This window comes from Kribbella sp. NPDC043289, from assembly GCF_056436705.1.
The window spans coordinates 1,449,271-1,464,041 of sequence record NZ_JBWKCB010000001.1; the positions used below are offsets into that span (position 1 = coordinate 1,449,271).

19 protein-coding genes are annotated in these 14,771 nt (G+C 69.2%); 9 read left to right on the plus strand and 10 right to left on the minus strand.

The window, feature by feature from the left end:
• The first annotated feature begins 180 nt into the window (after positions 1–180).
• Positions 181–534, plus strand: a complete 354-nt coding sequence (locus AC0662_RS06865; protein ID WP_478299048.1) for a hypothetical protein — start codon at positions 181–183, stop codon at positions 532–534.
• A complete protein-coding gene (locus AC0662_RS06870; RefSeq protein WP_452201734.1) occupies positions 519–1,199 on the plus strand; it encodes an HAD family hydrolase in 681 nt (226 codons plus the stop codon). The genes AC0662_RS06865 and AC0662_RS06870 overlap by 16 nt, the downstream gene beginning before the upstream one ends.
• Here the strand turns inward: AC0662_RS06870 and AC0662_RS06875 are convergent.
• The 4 genes from AC0662_RS06875 to AC0662_RS06890 all read right to left on the minus strand — a co-directional run bounded on the left by AC0662_RS06875 (position 1,189) and on the right by AC0662_RS06890 (position 3,735).
• Positions 1,189–1,737, minus strand: a complete 549-nt coding sequence (locus AC0662_RS06875; protein ID WP_452201736.1) for an isochorismatase family protein — start codon at positions 1,735–1,737, stop codon at positions 1,189–1,191. The two genes, AC0662_RS06870 and AC0662_RS06875, sit on opposite strands and share 11 nt — an antisense overlap.
• 80 nt (positions 1,738–1,817) lie before the next feature.
• Positions 1,818–2,117, minus strand: coding sequence for a DUF1905 domain-containing protein (locus tag AC0662_RS06880; RefSeq protein ID WP_452201738.1), 300 nt, complete (start codon positions 2,115–2,117; stop codon positions 1,818–1,820).
• Positions 2,105–2,791: an alpha/beta fold hydrolase gene (locus AC0662_RS06885; protein WP_452201740.1), complete on the minus strand. Its 687-nt coding sequence runs from the start codon at positions 2,789–2,791 to the stop codon at positions 2,105–2,107. Before AC0662_RS06885 ends, AC0662_RS06880 begins: the two co-directional genes overlap by 13 nt.
• Positions 2,788–3,735, minus strand: coding sequence for a helix-turn-helix transcriptional regulator (locus AC0662_RS06890; protein WP_452201742.1), 948 nt, complete (start codon positions 3,733–3,735; stop codon positions 2,788–2,790). The genes AC0662_RS06885 and AC0662_RS06890 overlap by 4 nt, the downstream gene beginning before the upstream one ends.
• 93 nt (positions 3,736–3,828) lie before the next feature.
• Between AC0662_RS06890 and AC0662_RS06895 the strand changes: the two genes are divergently transcribed.
• The gene (locus AC0662_RS06895) at positions 3,829–4,767 is read left to right on the plus strand and encodes a helix-turn-helix transcriptional regulator (RefSeq protein ID WP_478299050.1); all 939 of its coding nucleotides are present in this window, start codon (positions 3,829–3,831) and stop codon (positions 4,765–4,767) included.
• A 64-nt stretch (positions 4,768–4,831) separates the two neighbouring features.
• Positions 4,832–5,815 carry an LppU/SCO3897 family protein gene (locus tag AC0662_RS06900; protein ID WP_452201746.1) on the plus strand — a complete coding sequence of 328 codons (984 nt, stop codon included), beginning with the start codon at positions 4,832–4,834 and terminating at the stop codon, positions 5,813–5,815.
• 34 nt (positions 5,816–5,849) lie between these two features.
• Here the strand turns inward: AC0662_RS06900 and AC0662_RS06905 are convergent, their stop codons facing one another.
• Both AC0662_RS06905 and AC0662_RS06910 read right to left on the minus strand, forming a co-directional pair.
• Complete coding sequence (locus AC0662_RS06905) at positions 5,850–6,275, minus strand: nucleoside deaminase (RefSeq protein ID WP_452201747.1); 426 nt, start codon at positions 6,273–6,275, stop codon at positions 5,850–5,852.
• Entirely contained in the window at positions 6,272–7,120 is an 849-nt protein-coding gene (locus AC0662_RS06910; RefSeq protein WP_478299053.1) for an LLM class flavin-dependent oxidoreductase, read from the minus strand. The genes AC0662_RS06905 and AC0662_RS06910 overlap by 4 nt, the downstream gene beginning before the upstream one ends.
• Before the next feature lie 93 nt (positions 7,121–7,213).
• On the opposite strand from AC0662_RS06910, the gene AC0662_RS06915 reads away from it, so the two are divergent.
• The 3 genes from AC0662_RS06915 to AC0662_RS06925 are packed head-to-tail and all read left to right on the plus strand — an operon-like array spanning position 7,214 to position 9,308.
• The gene (locus AC0662_RS06915) at positions 7,214–7,675 is read left to right on the plus strand and encodes an Lrp/AsnC family transcriptional regulator (protein WP_478299055.1); all 462 of its coding nucleotides are present in this window, start codon (positions 7,214–7,216) and stop codon (positions 7,673–7,675) included.
• Positions 7,676–7,692: 17 nt separating this feature from the next.
• Complete coding sequence (locus tag AC0662_RS06920; protein WP_478299057.1) at positions 7,693–8,535, plus strand: hypothetical protein; 843 nt, start codon at positions 7,693–7,695, stop codon at positions 8,533–8,535.
• Positions 8,532–9,308 (plus strand): SDR family oxidoreductase, encoded by a 777-nt coding sequence (locus AC0662_RS06925; RefSeq protein WP_478299059.1) that lies wholly within the window; start codon positions 8,532–8,534, stop codon positions 9,306–9,308. The genes AC0662_RS06920 and AC0662_RS06925 overlap by 4 nt, the downstream gene beginning before the upstream one ends.
• 4 nt (positions 9,309–9,312) lie before the next feature.
• On the opposite strand, the gene AC0662_RS06930 is transcribed toward AC0662_RS06925, so the two are convergent.
• Both AC0662_RS06930 and AC0662_RS06935 read right to left on the minus strand, forming a co-directional pair.
• On the minus strand, positions 9,313–9,723 hold the full coding sequence (locus AC0662_RS06930) for an OsmC family protein (RefSeq protein ID WP_478299061.1): 411 nt from the start codon (positions 9,721–9,723) through the stop codon (positions 9,313–9,315).
• Between the two features lie 72 nt (positions 9,724–9,795).
• On the minus strand, positions 9,796–10,446 hold the full coding sequence (locus AC0662_RS06935; RefSeq protein WP_452201759.1) for an NAD(P)H-binding protein: 651 nt from the start codon (positions 10,444–10,446) through the stop codon (positions 9,796–9,798).
• Positions 10,447–10,489: 43 nt separating this feature from the next.
• Here AC0662_RS06935 and AC0662_RS06940 point away from each other — a divergent pair, with 43 nt between their 5' ends.
• Positions 10,490–11,275 carry an alpha/beta fold hydrolase gene (locus tag AC0662_RS06940; RefSeq protein WP_478299063.1) on the plus strand — a complete coding sequence of 262 codons (786 nt, stop codon included), beginning with the start codon at positions 10,490–10,492 and terminating at the stop codon, positions 11,273–11,275.
• Here the strand turns inward: AC0662_RS06940 and AC0662_RS06945 are convergent.
• Positions 11,240–13,135, minus strand: a complete 1,896-nt coding sequence (locus tag AC0662_RS06945; RefSeq protein ID WP_478299065.1) for a propionyl-CoA synthetase — start codon at positions 13,133–13,135, stop codon at positions 11,240–11,242. The two genes, AC0662_RS06940 and AC0662_RS06945, sit on opposite strands and share 36 nt — an antisense overlap.
• Positions 13,136–13,186: 51 nt before the next feature.
• On the opposite strand from AC0662_RS06945, the gene AC0662_RS06950 reads away from it, so the two are divergent.
• Positions 13,187–14,107, plus strand: coding sequence for a threonine/serine dehydratase (locus AC0662_RS06950; RefSeq protein ID WP_452201764.1), 921 nt, complete (start codon positions 13,187–13,189; stop codon positions 14,105–14,107).
• Between the two features lies 1 nt (position 14,108).
• Here the strand turns inward: AC0662_RS06950 and AC0662_RS06955 are convergent, their stop codons facing one another.
• Entirely contained in the window at positions 14,109–14,726 is a 618-nt protein-coding gene (locus AC0662_RS06955) for a rhomboid family intramembrane serine protease (RefSeq protein WP_478299067.1), read from the minus strand.
• Positions 14,727–14,771 lie beyond the last annotated feature (45 nt).

Consider the following 14,771-nt stretch of genomic DNA (forward strand, 5'->3'; position numbering starts at 1 on the left):
GCGCGGTTGCGGGGGCCACGGCAACCGGCCTGTGTGCACCGGTTGCCGCGGCCGGCGGTCGGGGGTAGCACGTCGTCGGGCAGCAACCGCGGCAGCCGTTACAGGTCCGGCGGGGTTGTCGTTCCACACCAGTTCGACGAGCCCGCCGGGCGAGGCTTCCGGGCGCCTAGGATCGCGGGGGTGCGGACTGTTGCGTTCTTTGATGTGGTCGGGACGTTGGTGCCGGGGACCTCGTCGGCGATTCACCTGGCTGGGTATCTCGGCAGCCGGCAGGTAGTCGCCGAGGCCGAGGCGGCGTGGGACGCGGGTCTGGTCTCAGCGCGGTACGTCGAGGAGCTCGACGCGCGCGGGTGGGCCGGGACGACTGAGACGCAGATCCGCGAGTGGCTCGAGGAACTCCCGCTCTTCGCCGAGGTCGGCCTCGCGGTCGGGTTCAACGCCACCGAGAAGGCCCGCGCCCAGGCCCACGTCAACCACACCGGCCCTGACCTCCGAGCGATCCTCCCAACCTTCGAATCGTGGCTGGCGTGCTGAACACCATCCTGTTCGACCTCGACGGGACACTCGTCGACCAGCAGTCAGCAGCAGCCGCCGCGGTCGTCGAGTGGGCCGCGGAGTACGCCGTCGTCGGACCAACTGTCGCCGCGGACTGGGCTGTGGTGTCCGACAAGCACTACCGGCGATATCAGCGCCGCGAGCTCACCTTCCCCGAGCAGCGCCGACTCCGGGTACGGGAGTTCCTCGGTGTGGACGTGAGCGATGCAGACGCCGACAAGATGTTCGCCGGTTACGTACGCCGCTACGAGGCAGGCTGGACGGTCTTCGCGGACGCGGTGCCGGGGTTGCGGGCCGCGCGTGCGGCCGGGTTGGGCGTGGTCGTGCTCACGAACGGGGACGGAGATCACCAGCGGTTCAAGCTCGACCGCTTGGGGTTGGCGGGCGAGATCGACGATGTGATCACCGGCGACACGCTCCCGATGGGCAAGCCGGATCCACGAGCGTTCCGGCATGCGCTTCAGCGGCTCGGCCTCGAGGCGGACGAGGTCGTGATGGTCGGGGACTCGCTGGAGAACGACGTTCGGGGTGCTTTGGCGGTCGGGATCGAGGCCGTGCTCGTGGACCGCAGCGGGGTGCACGACGGGGTCGACGTACTGCGGGTCCGGGCTTTGACTCAGGTGTTGGACGTGGTCAGAAGGTGACCTCGTCGGTGGTCTGGACGCTGGCGGTGCGGCCGGGGGCGCGGTGGTTCTCCCAGTAGAGGTTGGTGTGCGCGATGACCTTGTCGGGCGTCGGAGCGCCCCACTCGCTGAGGTCTTCGGTGGTGTGGGCGTCACCGACCAGCGTGACGTCGTACCCGCGGACCAGGGCGCCGTGGATGGTGGAGCGGATGCACTCGTCGGTCTGCGCGCCGCTCACGATCAGGTGGCCGATGCCGCCGGTCGCAAGGACGTCTTCGAGATCGGTGTCTTCGAAGGAGTCGGGGTATGTCTTGTGCACGAGCGTCTCTGACTCGTCTCTCGAGAGCTCCGGGACGAACTGCCACTCGGCGCTGTCCTTCACAAGGTTCTCTGACGAGTGCTGGACCCAGACCACGGGCACTCCCCCGGCGCGCGCCTTGCCGACCAGGGTGCCGATGTTCGCGACGACCTTGTCGCGCTCGTGGGCCTCCGCGACGACACCGGTTTGGACGTCGACCACCAACAGGGCCGCGTTCGGTCGATCGGACAGCGTGGACATCTCAGCTCCTTCGGTCCCCCAACAGGTACCCGGAACGCTAGACCCGCCCGCCGACAGTTTCCGTCAGACCAGCTCTCGGTTCACGCGCGCAACCGCAGACGAACGGTCGGTACATCACCGTCGTCGAGCTCCTCGGCCCGCCGTACGGCGGCCTTCACCGGCAGGAGGTATCGGCCGTCCTTCGGGAACATCGAGGTCTCCCACACACTCCCGCCGATCTCGGCCGTCACCGGGATCATCCCCCACCCGTACGTGACGAAGCTCGACTCGGCCTCGAAGTACGCACACTCCTCCTCGGGCACCGTGATGAAGTACCACGGCGCCGGCCCCCGCCAGTACCAGATCTCCCCCGCAAACTCGACGTCGCTCAGTCCAGCCACTCGCCCAACACCCCCATGAAGTCGTCCATACGCCCGTACCAAACACAGTGCCCAGCACCCGCGACCGAGCGCACACAGAATCCCATCTCTGCCAACTCCCGAGCACGCCCGTCCGAGACGTACCGACTCGGGTCGGCCCGGATCACCAGCGACGGAATCGTCGGCGCCACCGCGTCCTCGCCGACGTATGAGCGTTCCAGCGCGACCGCCGTGTCGATGTCGAACCGCGCCGCAGCGTCCGCTTCGACCCGGCAGTCCTCCGCCGACCAATCGGGGCGTGTTGCACGGAGCTGCGCTTCGGTCCTGGTGCCGCGAGCCGCCTCGTAGTGCTGACGGAGTTCGGCAGGTGGCGCGCCGCCGGCCGTGAGGGGTACGTCGACGTACACGGCTCGTTTCGGGCGCAACTGCGGGAGCGCGTTCCAGAGGACGATCGCGCCGAGCGAGTGACCGATGGCGAGGTCCACGTCAGTGGTTCCGAGGACGCTGTTGACGAAGTCGTCCATCGTGGCGTTCGGGAGCGCCGGCGCCTCGCCGTGGCCCGGGAGGTCGACGGCGAGCACGCGATAACCGCGCGCTGCGAGCTCGGGGCCGAGCTGGTGGTACTGCGTGGCGGCGCCGAGCATCCCGTGGACGAGCAGGGCGACGCGATCGCCGCTACCCCACGTGAGAGTCACGTCAGGTTGCTGGCGGCGAGGAGGCGTTCGGCCAGGGCTCGGGAGGCTTGTTGGAGTTCGGGGCTGGCGAGGATTCGGTAGGTGGCGTGGATGGCGGTGAGTTGGGCGGCGTACCAGTCGGGTTCGTCGGTGCTGGCGATCAGGCGGGTGTGGGTGTCGTCGATCGCTTCGAGCCGGCCCATGCTGCGGGCGATCCAGCAGGCCACGTCGGTGTGGGGTGCGTCGATCTCGACCTCGATCGGGTACTTCCAGCCCATCGCGAGGTGCTCCTCGACAGCCGCCAGCGGCTCGAGGTCCGCGGGTGGGGTGAACTCGGTCTCCTGCGGTTCGACCTTCGTGACCCTGTCGACGCGGAGCACCCGTTGCGAGTCCTTCGTGTGCGACCAACACAGCAAGTACCAGCGACCGCGCCGTACGACGACCGCCCACGGGTCGACGTCCATCGGAAACTCGTGTTGGTGCCGGCGGTAGTGGATCGTGACGCGCCGGTAGGCGGTGCTGTACGAGACAAGCGACGCGGTGATCTCCGGATCGGGTGTCCGCGCGCCCGGATCGGGACCACGCGCGCTGACCCGCCGGATCGCGTTCGTGGACCGTGCGATCGGCTCCGGCAGCACTCGGATGATCTTCCCGAGCGCGTTCTCTACCGGATCAGCCGCGCCCCGCGGTCCCTCGAGGACAGCCATCACCAGCCCGAGCGCCTCCGTCGTGCTGAACATCAGCGGTGGCAACCGCAACCCGCGCCCGACCCGGTAGCCGCCGTACGGTCCGCGGACGGACTCGATCGGGATGTCGGCCTCGCGCAGGATCGCGACGTACCGGCGGGCGGCGCGTTCGGAGACGCCGAGTTTGTCGCCCAGTTTGTCCGCGGTGATCCCGGGATTGTTCTGGATCAACTCCAGGACCATCAGGGTCCGCGCGGTCGGGCTCACGTCGTACGCCATGGTTCACCATTCCGGAAGGGTCCCGTCCGGAACCGAGGGTAGCGCAGAAATAAGTGCGCACGCCGTGAGCGCTTTGTCTGGAACGATCGAGGTATGCGGGCTGATCGACTGGTAGCGGTGCTGTTGCTGATGCAGGCCCGCGGGCGGGTGACCGCGGCCGAGGTCGCGGCGGAGCTGGAGATCTCGGTCGCCACCGCGCGCCGCGATCTCGAGGCGTTGTCCACAGCCGGCATCCCGGTCTATCCACAGCCCGGCCGCAACGGTGGCTGGCAACTCATCGGCGGCGCCCGCACCGATCTCACAGGCCTGACAGCGACGGAGGCTCAGGCGCTGTTCCTGCTCGTCGGTCCCGCCGCGGCCATCGCGCCCGAGGCGAAAGCCGCGCTGCGCAAGCTCGTCCGCGCGCTGCCTGGCACGTTCCGCGAGGACGCCGAGGCCGCGGCCGAAGCGGTGGTGATCGATCCGGCCCGCTGGGGCGAGCACGTGAAGGAACGGCCCGAGCTGGTACGTCGCCTGCAGGACGCCGTCGTACGCCGGGAACGGGTCCGATTGGTCTACTCGGGCCGCGGACGCGGTACGTCGGAACGCGTCGTCGATCCGCTCGGGCTCGTGGACAAGGACGACGTCTGGTACCTGATCGCCTGGACCACGAGCGGGCGGCGCACGTTCCGGGTCGACCGGGTCGTCGAGGCCGAAAAGACCGGTGATTCCTTCGAGCGACCGGACGGCTTCGATCTGTCATCGGCGTGGGCCGAGATCGTCGAGGAGATGGAGGAGCGGCGATCGGGGCTGACGGCAACAGTGCTGATGGAGCAACGATTCGTCTGGGTGATGCAGGACCGGCTCGGCCGCAACTGCGAGGTCGTCGGGACCGAGGGCGACCGGGTCCGGCTCGAGGTGACCGCGCCGACGCCGTTGATGATCGCGCAGCACCTGGCCGGGTGGGGTGGGTCGATCGAGGTGGTCGATCCGCCGTCGGTACAGGCGGAGCTGGCGCGTCTTGGCCGGGAATTGACAGACCGCTACGGCTGAATGGACCACCGGGGTGATTAAGGTGCGATGGTTCAGCGTCCCGACCAAGCCTCAGGAAATATCCGTGACCACATCCCCTCCCCAGCCGCCGCAGAACCCGTACAACGGTCAGCCGGCCGGCTACGGTCCGCCCAACGAGCAGCAGTTCCCGCAGTACTCGCAGCAGCCCGGCCAGCAACAGGACCAGCAGTACGGCGGTCAGCCGTACCAGCAGCCCTACGGTGAGCAGCACCCCGGCCAGCAGTACGACCAGCAGTACGGTCAGCAGCCGGGTCAGCAGTCCTACCAGCAGGGTCCCGGTCCGCAGGACCAGTACCAGCAGGCTCCGCAGTACGCGGGTCAGCAGGCCCAGGGCCAGTACCAGCACGGGGCGACGTTCCCGGGCCAGCAGGATCATGGCCAGCAGGGTCAGCCGCACGGTCAGCAGGCGTTCGCGCCGCAGGGCCAGATGGTCTGCCGGTTCTGTGGTGGCTACCCGGCCGTCGAGGCGACCGTCCGCGGCCACCAGGGTCTGATCATCATCATGCGGTTCCTGAAGCTGCAGGGCCCGTTCTGCCGCACCTGTGGGATGGCGTCGGTCCGGGACATGACGTCGAAGAGCCTGTGGCAGGGCTGGTGGGGTATCGGGTCGTCGATCATCAACCCGATCACGATGCTGATGAACATCGGCCCGATGCAGAAGTTCAAGCGCCTCCCCGAGCCGCAGCAAGGTCCGGGCCGGCCGATGGATCCGGGCAAGCCGCTGTTCAAGCGCCCGGCGATCCTGATGCTGCTGCTGCCGTTCGCGTTCATCGCGCTGCTCATCATCGGGAACCTGAACTCGACCGAGGCCAAGGCGCAGATCGGCGCGTGTGTCGTGAACAACGGCACCTCGTCGGACCCGGACGTGAAGGTCGTCGACTGCACGTCGTCGGACGCCGAGTACAAGATCGTCGACAAGATCGACGACTCCACCGACGACAGCCAGTGCGGTGACGACGCGGAAGCGTCGTACGTGTACCAGCAGGGCTCCACGAAGTACACGCTCTGCCTGACGCCGGTTCGCTGACGAGCGCGGGGTCCCTTCGCAGGGACCCCGCTCATCAGTTGTAGTACCCGTCCACCGGCACCCGAGCCTCGTCGTACAGGGCCGGTCCTTCCAGCGGTACGGCGGCGAAGTGGCCGCCGGTCTTGAGGCCGTCGAGCTGCTCGCCGGACAGGGCGAAGACGATTTTGCCGAGCCCCGACCTCGCCAGCGCGCCCGTGCACATCTCGCACGGCTGGCAGCTCGTGTACATGGTCGTGGCGGCCGCGACCTCGGGCGACAGTTGCTGAGCGGCCCACACGGCGAGCTTCAGCTCCGGGTGGAAGCTGATGTTGCCTTCGGTCACCGTCGTGTTGTGGTCCTCGATCAACACTGTCCCGTCCGGCCCCACCAGCAGTGAGCCGAACGGCGGGTTGCCGCCGGCGCGAGCCTCGGCAGCCAGCGCGATCGCGCGGCGGAGGAATCCTTCAGCCTCAGGTGTCACGTCGTCTCCAGTCCTCGATGCGCGGCGATCGTCGCCAGCGCCTGCCAAGCCACCTCGGGTCGTTCGGTCTCACTGGGGTCGCCCACGAACGGATCGAGTACGACGCTCCGCGCCCCGAGCTTCCGCAGTACGTCGAGATCCCCGATCACCTGGTCGACCGACCCCTCGCCCGCTGCGCGATCCTGTTCGGGCAGCGGTTCGTCGGTCAGCCGGAGCAGGATCCGTGGCGCGAACCCCGGTACCGGCCGGTCCTGCTCGGTCGCGAGCGTCCGCAACCGGTCGAGCCCGTCGCTCATCTGGGTGACAGTCTGCCGCAGCGGGTGCCACGCATCGCCGTACCGGACCGTCCGGCGCAGTGCCGCCGCGCTGCTTCCGCCGACCCAGATCGGGATCGTCACGTCGCCGTAGTCCGCGGTGTCTGCCCAGGCGGACCGCAGGGCGGCGAGTACCTCGTCCGTCTGCCGCCCGCGCCGCGCGTGATCCTGACCGAGCGCCTCGAACTCCTGCCGCGCCCAGCCGGCACCGACGCCGAGGACCAGCCGGCCGCCGCTGAGCTGATCGAGGTTCGCCGCCATCCGTGCCACCAGCAACGGATGCCGGTACGGCGCGATCAGCACCGTGGTTCCGAGCCGGACCCGCTCGGTGATGCCGGCCAGCCAGCTGAGCGTCGTGAACGGCTCATAGAACGGCGCCGGGTACTGCTCCGCGACGTCCGGTGTGATCGCCACATGGTCCGACACCATCAGCAGGTCGTACCCGAGTCCCTCCACGACGCGCGCCCAGTCCCGCAGCCGCGCCGGGTTCGTCCCCGGGCCGAAGTTCGGCACGTTCACCCCAAGTTCCATGGCTTCAGGCTATCCAGGCGAACACCGGCCGTTGAAGAGATTCCTCCCGGCGTACGCCGCCTTGCGCCGGGGAATCACCGGTAGATTGGCGATATGACCGAGACTCTCGATTCGACCGACTGGGCCATCCTGAACGAGCTCCAGGACGACGCCCGGCTGTCGCTCACGCAGCTCGGCAAGCGGGTCAACCTGAGCGCATCAGCCACCACCGAGCGGGTGCGGCGCCTGGAGTCGATCGGTGTGATCACCGGGTACCGCGCCGAGATCGACCTGACCAAGGTCGGCTACCCGGTGCTGGCTGTCGTCCGGCTGAAGTACCCGGGCAACAAGCACGAGCCGCTGCACCGGCTGCTCGCCGAACGGCGCGAGATCCTCGAATGCCTGCGGACGACCGGCGACGACTGCTACACGCTGAAGGTCGCCGCCGCGTCGATGCCGCACCTCGAGGAGCTCGTCAACGAACTCACCGACTTCGGCAGTACGACGACCAACCTGGTCTACTCGCAGACGCAGCGGTACCGCGGTCCGCAAAAGCCGGTGACCGATCAGGCCTGAGATGAGAGCGTTGCCCGATGCTGACCGTCCTGGGCATCGACGTCTCCCCTGACCTGCTCGAGAACTGGGTGCATTGGCTGGCACCGGACGAGCAGCCGTTCTTCGTCACGAAGAAGCAGGCTGCCGCCTGGGAGCTGCCGACCGACGACGAGCGCGAGCCGACGCGCGAGGACCGCGACACCTACTGGATCTACGCGATCGACGGCTCAGCCGCGCGGACCGTCTGGCTGAACGAGACCGACTTCATGGCCCTGCCGAAGGAGACGCGGGCGAGGCTGGTGAGGGCGCAGGTGAACCATGGGCGGGGATCGGTGCCGACGGTGCGCAGGTGGTCCGGCGTTGTCGGCCCGGAGGTTCGGCAGCAGGCTGACGGGCATCGGTTCGTGTGGTGGAAGTCGTTGCTGCGGCAGCCGGAGCTGATCCTTCCGCAGATCGTGAGCGTCGACATGGGGCCGAGTCGGCACGCGGAGGTGGTCGAGTGGCCGGCCCGGTTTCCGCGAGTGCGGGAGCTCGCGGGCACCTTCGCGGATGGGAGTGGGCCGAACTGTTTCGGGACGGTGATGGCCGGGTGCGGCGTCGAGGGGGCCGAGTCGGTGTGGATGGTGCGGGAGCCGTTCGAGTCGTGGCTCGCTGAACACACTGAGCGCGGCGGGCGGGACGACGTACCGGGGACTGTCTTTGTGTGGCGGAACCTGGAGGGTCTGGTGGAGCATGCGGCGTTGACGATCGGGGCCGGGTGGATGTTTCACAAGCCGTCGCAGTCGTGGATGTCGCCGCGGAAGGTACGGACGGTGGCGGAGGTGAAGCGCGCCACGCGCACCGCGGGGTGGCGGCTGGAACGCCATAGGGTTCTCGGGTGAGGCTACTGGTTACTGGAGCGGCCGGACTGCTCGGACGTGAACTGCTGCGGCAGGGCGGACACGACATCGTTCCGACGTACCACTCGGAGGTTGTCGCGGGTGGGGTGCAGTTGGACATCCGGCGGCGGGACGCGGTGCGCGAGGTGCTGCGCTCGGAACGTCCGGACGGGATCATCCACGCTGCTTATCGGCAGGACGACTGGGCGACGACGGCGATGGGCGCGGTGAACGTCGCGCTCGAGGCGGGCGATGCGCGAATCGTGTTCGTGTCGACGGACGTGGTGTTCGGTCCGCGCGGCACGCCGTACACGGAGAAAGAGTCGCCGTGCCCGATCACGCCGTACGGGGCCGCGAAGGCAGCCGCCGAGACGGCGATCCGTGCGCTGCGCCCCGGCGCGGTGATCGCGCGGACCTCGCTCATCATCGGGTCGGACGGTGCGTCGGAGGAGGAGCAGCGGGTACGTCGCTTGGCGCGCGGCGAGCCGGGAGCGTTCTACACCGGGAACATCCGCTGCCCGATCCACGTCACGGACCTGTCTTCCGCGCTGCTCGAACTTCTCACGAGCGACGTCAATGGTCCCGTCCACGTGGCGGGTCCAGAGGCGCTCAGTCGCCACGAGTTGGGCCGGCTGATCGCGACCCGCGACGGCCTGGACCCAGACTCGCTTCCGTCTACACCGGGCACCGCATCGGATATCCGCCTGGACACCCGAGAAACCCAAGCCCTCCTCACCACCCGCCTCCGCCCAGCGAGCGAGTTCCTGCACCCCTAAGGGGTCAGTCGTCGTTGACGGTGGTGGTGACTGGGGTGCCTAGCTCGACCGTCCGGCTGACCGTGCAGAGGCGGTCGTGGGACATCTTCACCGCGCGCGGTAGCGCCTCGCGGGCCTTGTCGCCGTCTTCGCCCTCCGGGAAGCGCACAGTGAACTCGACCGCGAGGTTGTCCATCCGGTTGCCTTCCTCGGCGTCCCGGACCTTGTCGCCACGCACCACGGCGCTGAACTCGGACGGCTCGGCGCGGCGACTGACGACGATGTCGACGTCGATCGCCGAGCAGGTGCCGATCGCGGCCAGCAGCAGTTCGACCGGGGTGAAGTCGGTGTCCGCGCCGCCGGAACCGATCCGGATGCTGCCGCCACGGGCGTTCCGTACCTCGTAGCTGCTGTTGGCCAGGCGCTCGAAGGTCACTTGGCGGAGGGTGTCAGCCATGATTCGCTATCCGTCACATTCTGTTGCTTGTGGCAACTTAAGGGGGATGTCTCAGAGGTTGTTGAGAGCTTCGGTCACCGGAGTGTCACCGGCGACGAGTTCGAGGGTCCGGCCGATCGCGGCCGGGGTGTCGCAGAGGCCGGCCAGCACCAGGGCGACGTCGTCGCGGGTGATCCGCCCGTTGCCGGTCTTGTCGGCGAGGTACACCGTGCCGGTCCCGGGGTCGTCGGTGAGGCTGCCGGGCCGCAGGACGGTCCAGTCCAGGTCGCGGGCCCGCAGGTCCTCCTCGGCGGCCCACTTGGCCTTCAGGTAGATCGTGAACGTCTCGTCGTCGGTGAGCGAGTCGGCCCGGTCCGCCCCCATCGAGCCGACCTGGATGTGCCGCCGTACGCCGGTCTGCTCGGCGGCCTCGGCGAACAGCGCGGCCGCGCCACGGTCGACCGTGTCCTTACGCGCCTTCCCGCTGCCCGGGCCGGCACCGGCCGCGAAGATCGCGACGTCCGCACCGGCGAGAACCGCGGCCACCGCGTCGGCGTCCACCTGCTCCAGGTCCAGTACGGCGGCCTGCCCGCCGGCGGCCGCGACGTCGGCCTCGTGGTCCGGGTTGCGCACCAGCCCGACCACCTCGTGCCCGTCGGCGCTCAGCAGCTTGGTCAGCCGCAACGCGATCTGTCCGTGTCCACCAGCAATCACGACTCGCATACCTGCACCATAACTCCGCGCCCAATCAGGCAGACTGCTCCCCGTGCCACATGCGACAGCGGCGGACGGGACCAGGATCGCCTACCAAGTTCGGGGCGAAGGGCAACCACTCCTGCTGCTCGCCGGTCAGTCCAACAACCACACCTGGTGGGACCCGATCCGTGCGGACTTCACCACGGCGTACCGGACGATCACGCTCGACTGGCGCGGCACTGGTGACAGCGGCAGACCGGACGAGGTCTACACCACCGACGGCTTCGCGGACGACGTCGTCGCGGTCCTCGACGAACTCGGGCTGGACCGCGCGCACGTCTACGGCACGTCGATGGGCGGGCGGGTCGCGCAGTGGCTGGCGATCAACCATCCGGAGCGGCTTGGTGCGCTGATCCTTGGCTGCACCTCACCGGGCGCGGCGCACGGGTACCAACGCAGCCAGGAGATCCGCAGAGCGCTCGCGGACCCGGCCAAGACCGACCGGGTTCTCCTCGAGCTCATGTACACACCCGCCTGGCTCGCCCAGAACCTCGGCCCGTACTACGTCCTCGGTGACGCGAGCATGCCGGCGTACGCGAAGGGTCGGCATCTGGTCGCGAGCAATCGACACGACGCGTGGGACGGGCTGCCGAGCATCACCGCGCCGACACTCGTCCTGCACGGTGGTGACGACATCTTCAGCCCGGTCGCGAACGCCCAGTTGCTCGCCGAGCGCATCCCGGGCGCCCGCGCCGAAGTGATCGCGGGCGCCCGGCACGCCTACTTCCACGAGTTCCGCTCGCTGGCGAGCCCCGCGGCGCTAGCCTTCCTGAGCGCCGCGCAGGACCGGGCGTAGGGCGTCCAGTACGGCGGAGTCCTCGATCGTCGACGGAACGGGTTCGTCTCGGCCGTCGGCGATCCCGCGCATCGTCCGGCGCAGGATCTTCCCCGAGCGTGTCTTCGGCAACGCATCCACCACCGACACGTCCCGGAAGGCCGCGACCGGCCCGATGTCCCGCCGTACAGCGGCCACCAGTTCCTCCCGGAGCGTCTCCTCGGACACCGTCGCACCGGCCTTCAGTACGACGAACGCGCGCGGCAGCTGCCCCTTCAACGAGTCGTGAACGCCGATCACCGCACACTCTGCGACCGCCGGGTTCGACGCGACGACGGCCTCGATCGAACCGGTCGACAACCGGTGCCCGGCCACGTTGATCACGTCGTCGGTGCGGCCCATCACGAAGATGTAGCCGTCGTCGTCGATGAACCCGCCGTCCCCGGTCAGGTAGTAACCGTCGTACTCCTTCAGGTAGCTGTCGATGTAGCGCTGGTCGTCGCCCCACAACGTCGGCAGCGCGCCGGGCGGCAGCGGCAGCTTGATCGCGATCGCGCCCTCCTCGTGCGGCTGCAGCTCCTTGCCGTGCACGTCCAGGATCTGCACGTTCCACCCCGGCATCGGCACGGTCGCAGAGCCCGGCTTGGTCGGCAGCGGCTCCAGCCCGCGCGGGTTCGCCGCGATCGGCCAACCGGTCTCGGTCTGCCACCAGTGGTCCACCACCGGTACGCCGAGATGCTCGTGCGCCCAGTGGTACGTCTCCGGGTCGAGCCGCTCCCCCGCCAGGAACAGCGTCCGGAAGCTGTCCATCGGGTACTTCGCCAGCTCGCCGGCCTCCGGATCGACCTTCTTGATCGCCCGGAACGCCGTCGGCGCGGTGAACAACGCCTTCACGCCGTGCTCGGAGATCACCCGCCAGAACGCGCCGGCGTCCGGCGTACCGACCGGCTTGCCCTCGTAGAGCACGGTCGTCGCGCCGACCAGGAGCGGCGCGTAGACGATATACGAGTGGCCGACGACCCAACCGACGTCCGAGGCCGTCCACCACACGTCACCCGGGCCGATGTCGTACACGTTGCGCATGGTCCAGGCGAGCGCGACCGCGTGGCCGCCGTTGTCGCGGACGACGCCCTTCGGCTTCCCCGTCGTACCTGAGGTGTAGAGGATGTAGAGCGGATCGGTCGCGGCAACCTGCACCGGCTCGACCGGCGCGGCGTCCGCCACCAAGGCGGTCCAGTCGAGGTCGCGCTCGCCGAGCTGCGCCGTGGCCTGCTCGCGTTGCAGGACGATCGTGTGCTCGGGCCGATGCCGCGCGATCGTCAGCGCCTCGTCGATGATCGGCTTGTACTCCACGATCCGGGCCGGCTCGATCCCGCAGGACGCGGCGACGATCACCTTCGGCTCCGCGTCGTCGATCCGGGCCGCGAGCTCGCGCGGCGCGAAGCCGCCGAACACCACCGAGTGGATCGCGCCGAGCCGGGCGCAGGCAAGCATCGCGACGACCGCTTCCGGGATCATCGGCAGGTAGACGATCACCCGATCGCCCTTGCCGACGCCGAGCGACGCGAGCGCGCCGGCGAAGGTCGCCACCTCGTCCCGGAGCTGCGTGTAGGTGTAGCTCCGGCCCGTCCCGGTGACCGGTGAGTCGTAGATCAGCGCGGTCCGGTCGCCGTCGCCCGCCTCGACGTGCCGGTCAAGAGCGTTGTACGACGTGTTCAGCACGCCGTCCGGGAACCAGTGGAAGATCGGGGCGTCGGTCGCGTCCAGCGCCTGCGCCGGCGGTCGGCTCCAGGAGATCCCCTCGGCCGCCTCCAGCCAGAACCCGTGCGGGTCGTCCAGGCTCCGCCGGTAGCTGTCGTCGTACGCACCCGTTCCAGCCATCACATGGCCTCCCGTCCGTCGGCTTGCTCCCCATCGTGGCAGGGTTGGGACATGACGGTAAGCCTCGATGACGTGCGGCAGGCCGCGACGCGGATCGCCGGGCGGGTACGACGTACCCCGGTGATCCAGGTGGCGCCGGGAGTTACGTTCAAGCTGGAACTGCTCCAGCACACCGGATCGTTCAAGCCGCGCGGCGCCTTCAACCGGCTGCTCTGCGCGAAGGAACGCGGGGAGCTGACCGCGCAGGGCATTGTCGCGGCGTCAGGCGGCAACCACGGGCTCGCCGCGGCCTACGCGGCCCGCGAACTCGGCGTACCGGCGCGGATCTTCGTCCCGGTCACCACGCCCGCCGCGAAGCTCGACAAGCTCCGCACACTGGACGCGACCATCGTCCAGGTCGGCAACGAGTACGCCGAGGCGTACCAGGCAGCGCTCGCGGCGCGGGACGAGACCGACGCGCTGCTCGTGCACGCCTACGACCAGCCGGAGATCGTCGCGGGCCAGGGCACCGTCGGTCTCGAGCTGCTCGACCAGGCCGGGATGTTCGACACCGTGCTCGTCGCGGTCGGCGGCGGCGGTCTGATCGCCGGTATCGCGACCGCGATCGGGGACAACGCCCAGGTCGTCAGCGTGGAGCCGGCCCTCGCGCCGACCCTGCACCACGCGCTCGAAGCCGGCGTGCCCACCGACGCCGCGGTGAGCGGCGTGGCGTCCGACTCGCTGGGCGCCCGCCGGATCGGCGAACTCGCCTTCGCGGCCGCTCAGCAGTACGGCGTCCGGTCGGTGCTGGTCGACGACGAGGCGATCGTTGCCGCCCGCACCGAGCTGTGGCGCGACCATCACCTCGCGACCGAGCACGGCGGCGCGACGGCGTACGCGGCGTTGCTGTCAGGGGCTTATCGGCCGGCGGCGGGTGAGCGGGTCGTCGTGGTCGTCTGCGGCGCGAACACCGACCCGAGCACGCTGATGTGACCTACTGCGTTTGCTTGACGCGCTGCTGCCGGTCGTCGGCCAGCACCCAGGCGGCGAGGATGCCGGCGATGCCGCCGAACAGGTGACCCTGCCAGGAGATCCCGTCCTGCGGCAGCAGCCCGCCGAGCAGGGCGCTGCCCCACACCATCACCACCACGACGCCGAGCAGCACCTGCCCGAGCCGCCGGTTGAACAGGCCGCGCAGGATCAGGTACGACGCGTACCCGAAGACCAGGCCGCTCGCGCCGATCGTGATCGTGTTCGGCGGTGAGATCAGCCAGGTCCCGAAGCCGCCGATCACCACGACGATCGCGGTCACCGCGAACAGCCGGGAGGCGCCGCTCACCGCGATCAGCGCGCCGAGCGTCACCAGCGGCAACGTGTTCGAGATCAGGTGGCCGAACCCGAGGTGCAGGAACGGCGCCGTCAGGATGCCGATCAGGCCGCGCGGCTCGCGCGAGATGATCCCGTACTGGTCGAGGGCCCCGTGGGTCACGGTGTCGATGATCTCGATGAGCCACATCAGGCCGACCAGGGCGACGAGCAGCGTCAGGCCACTGCCGATCTTGGCGGTGTCCACGCTTCGCCCCGACCGCTTCGCCGGAATCCCCGAACTCATATCTCCACCATGCCGCACTCCCCCAAGTCTCAGTCGGTGACAGGC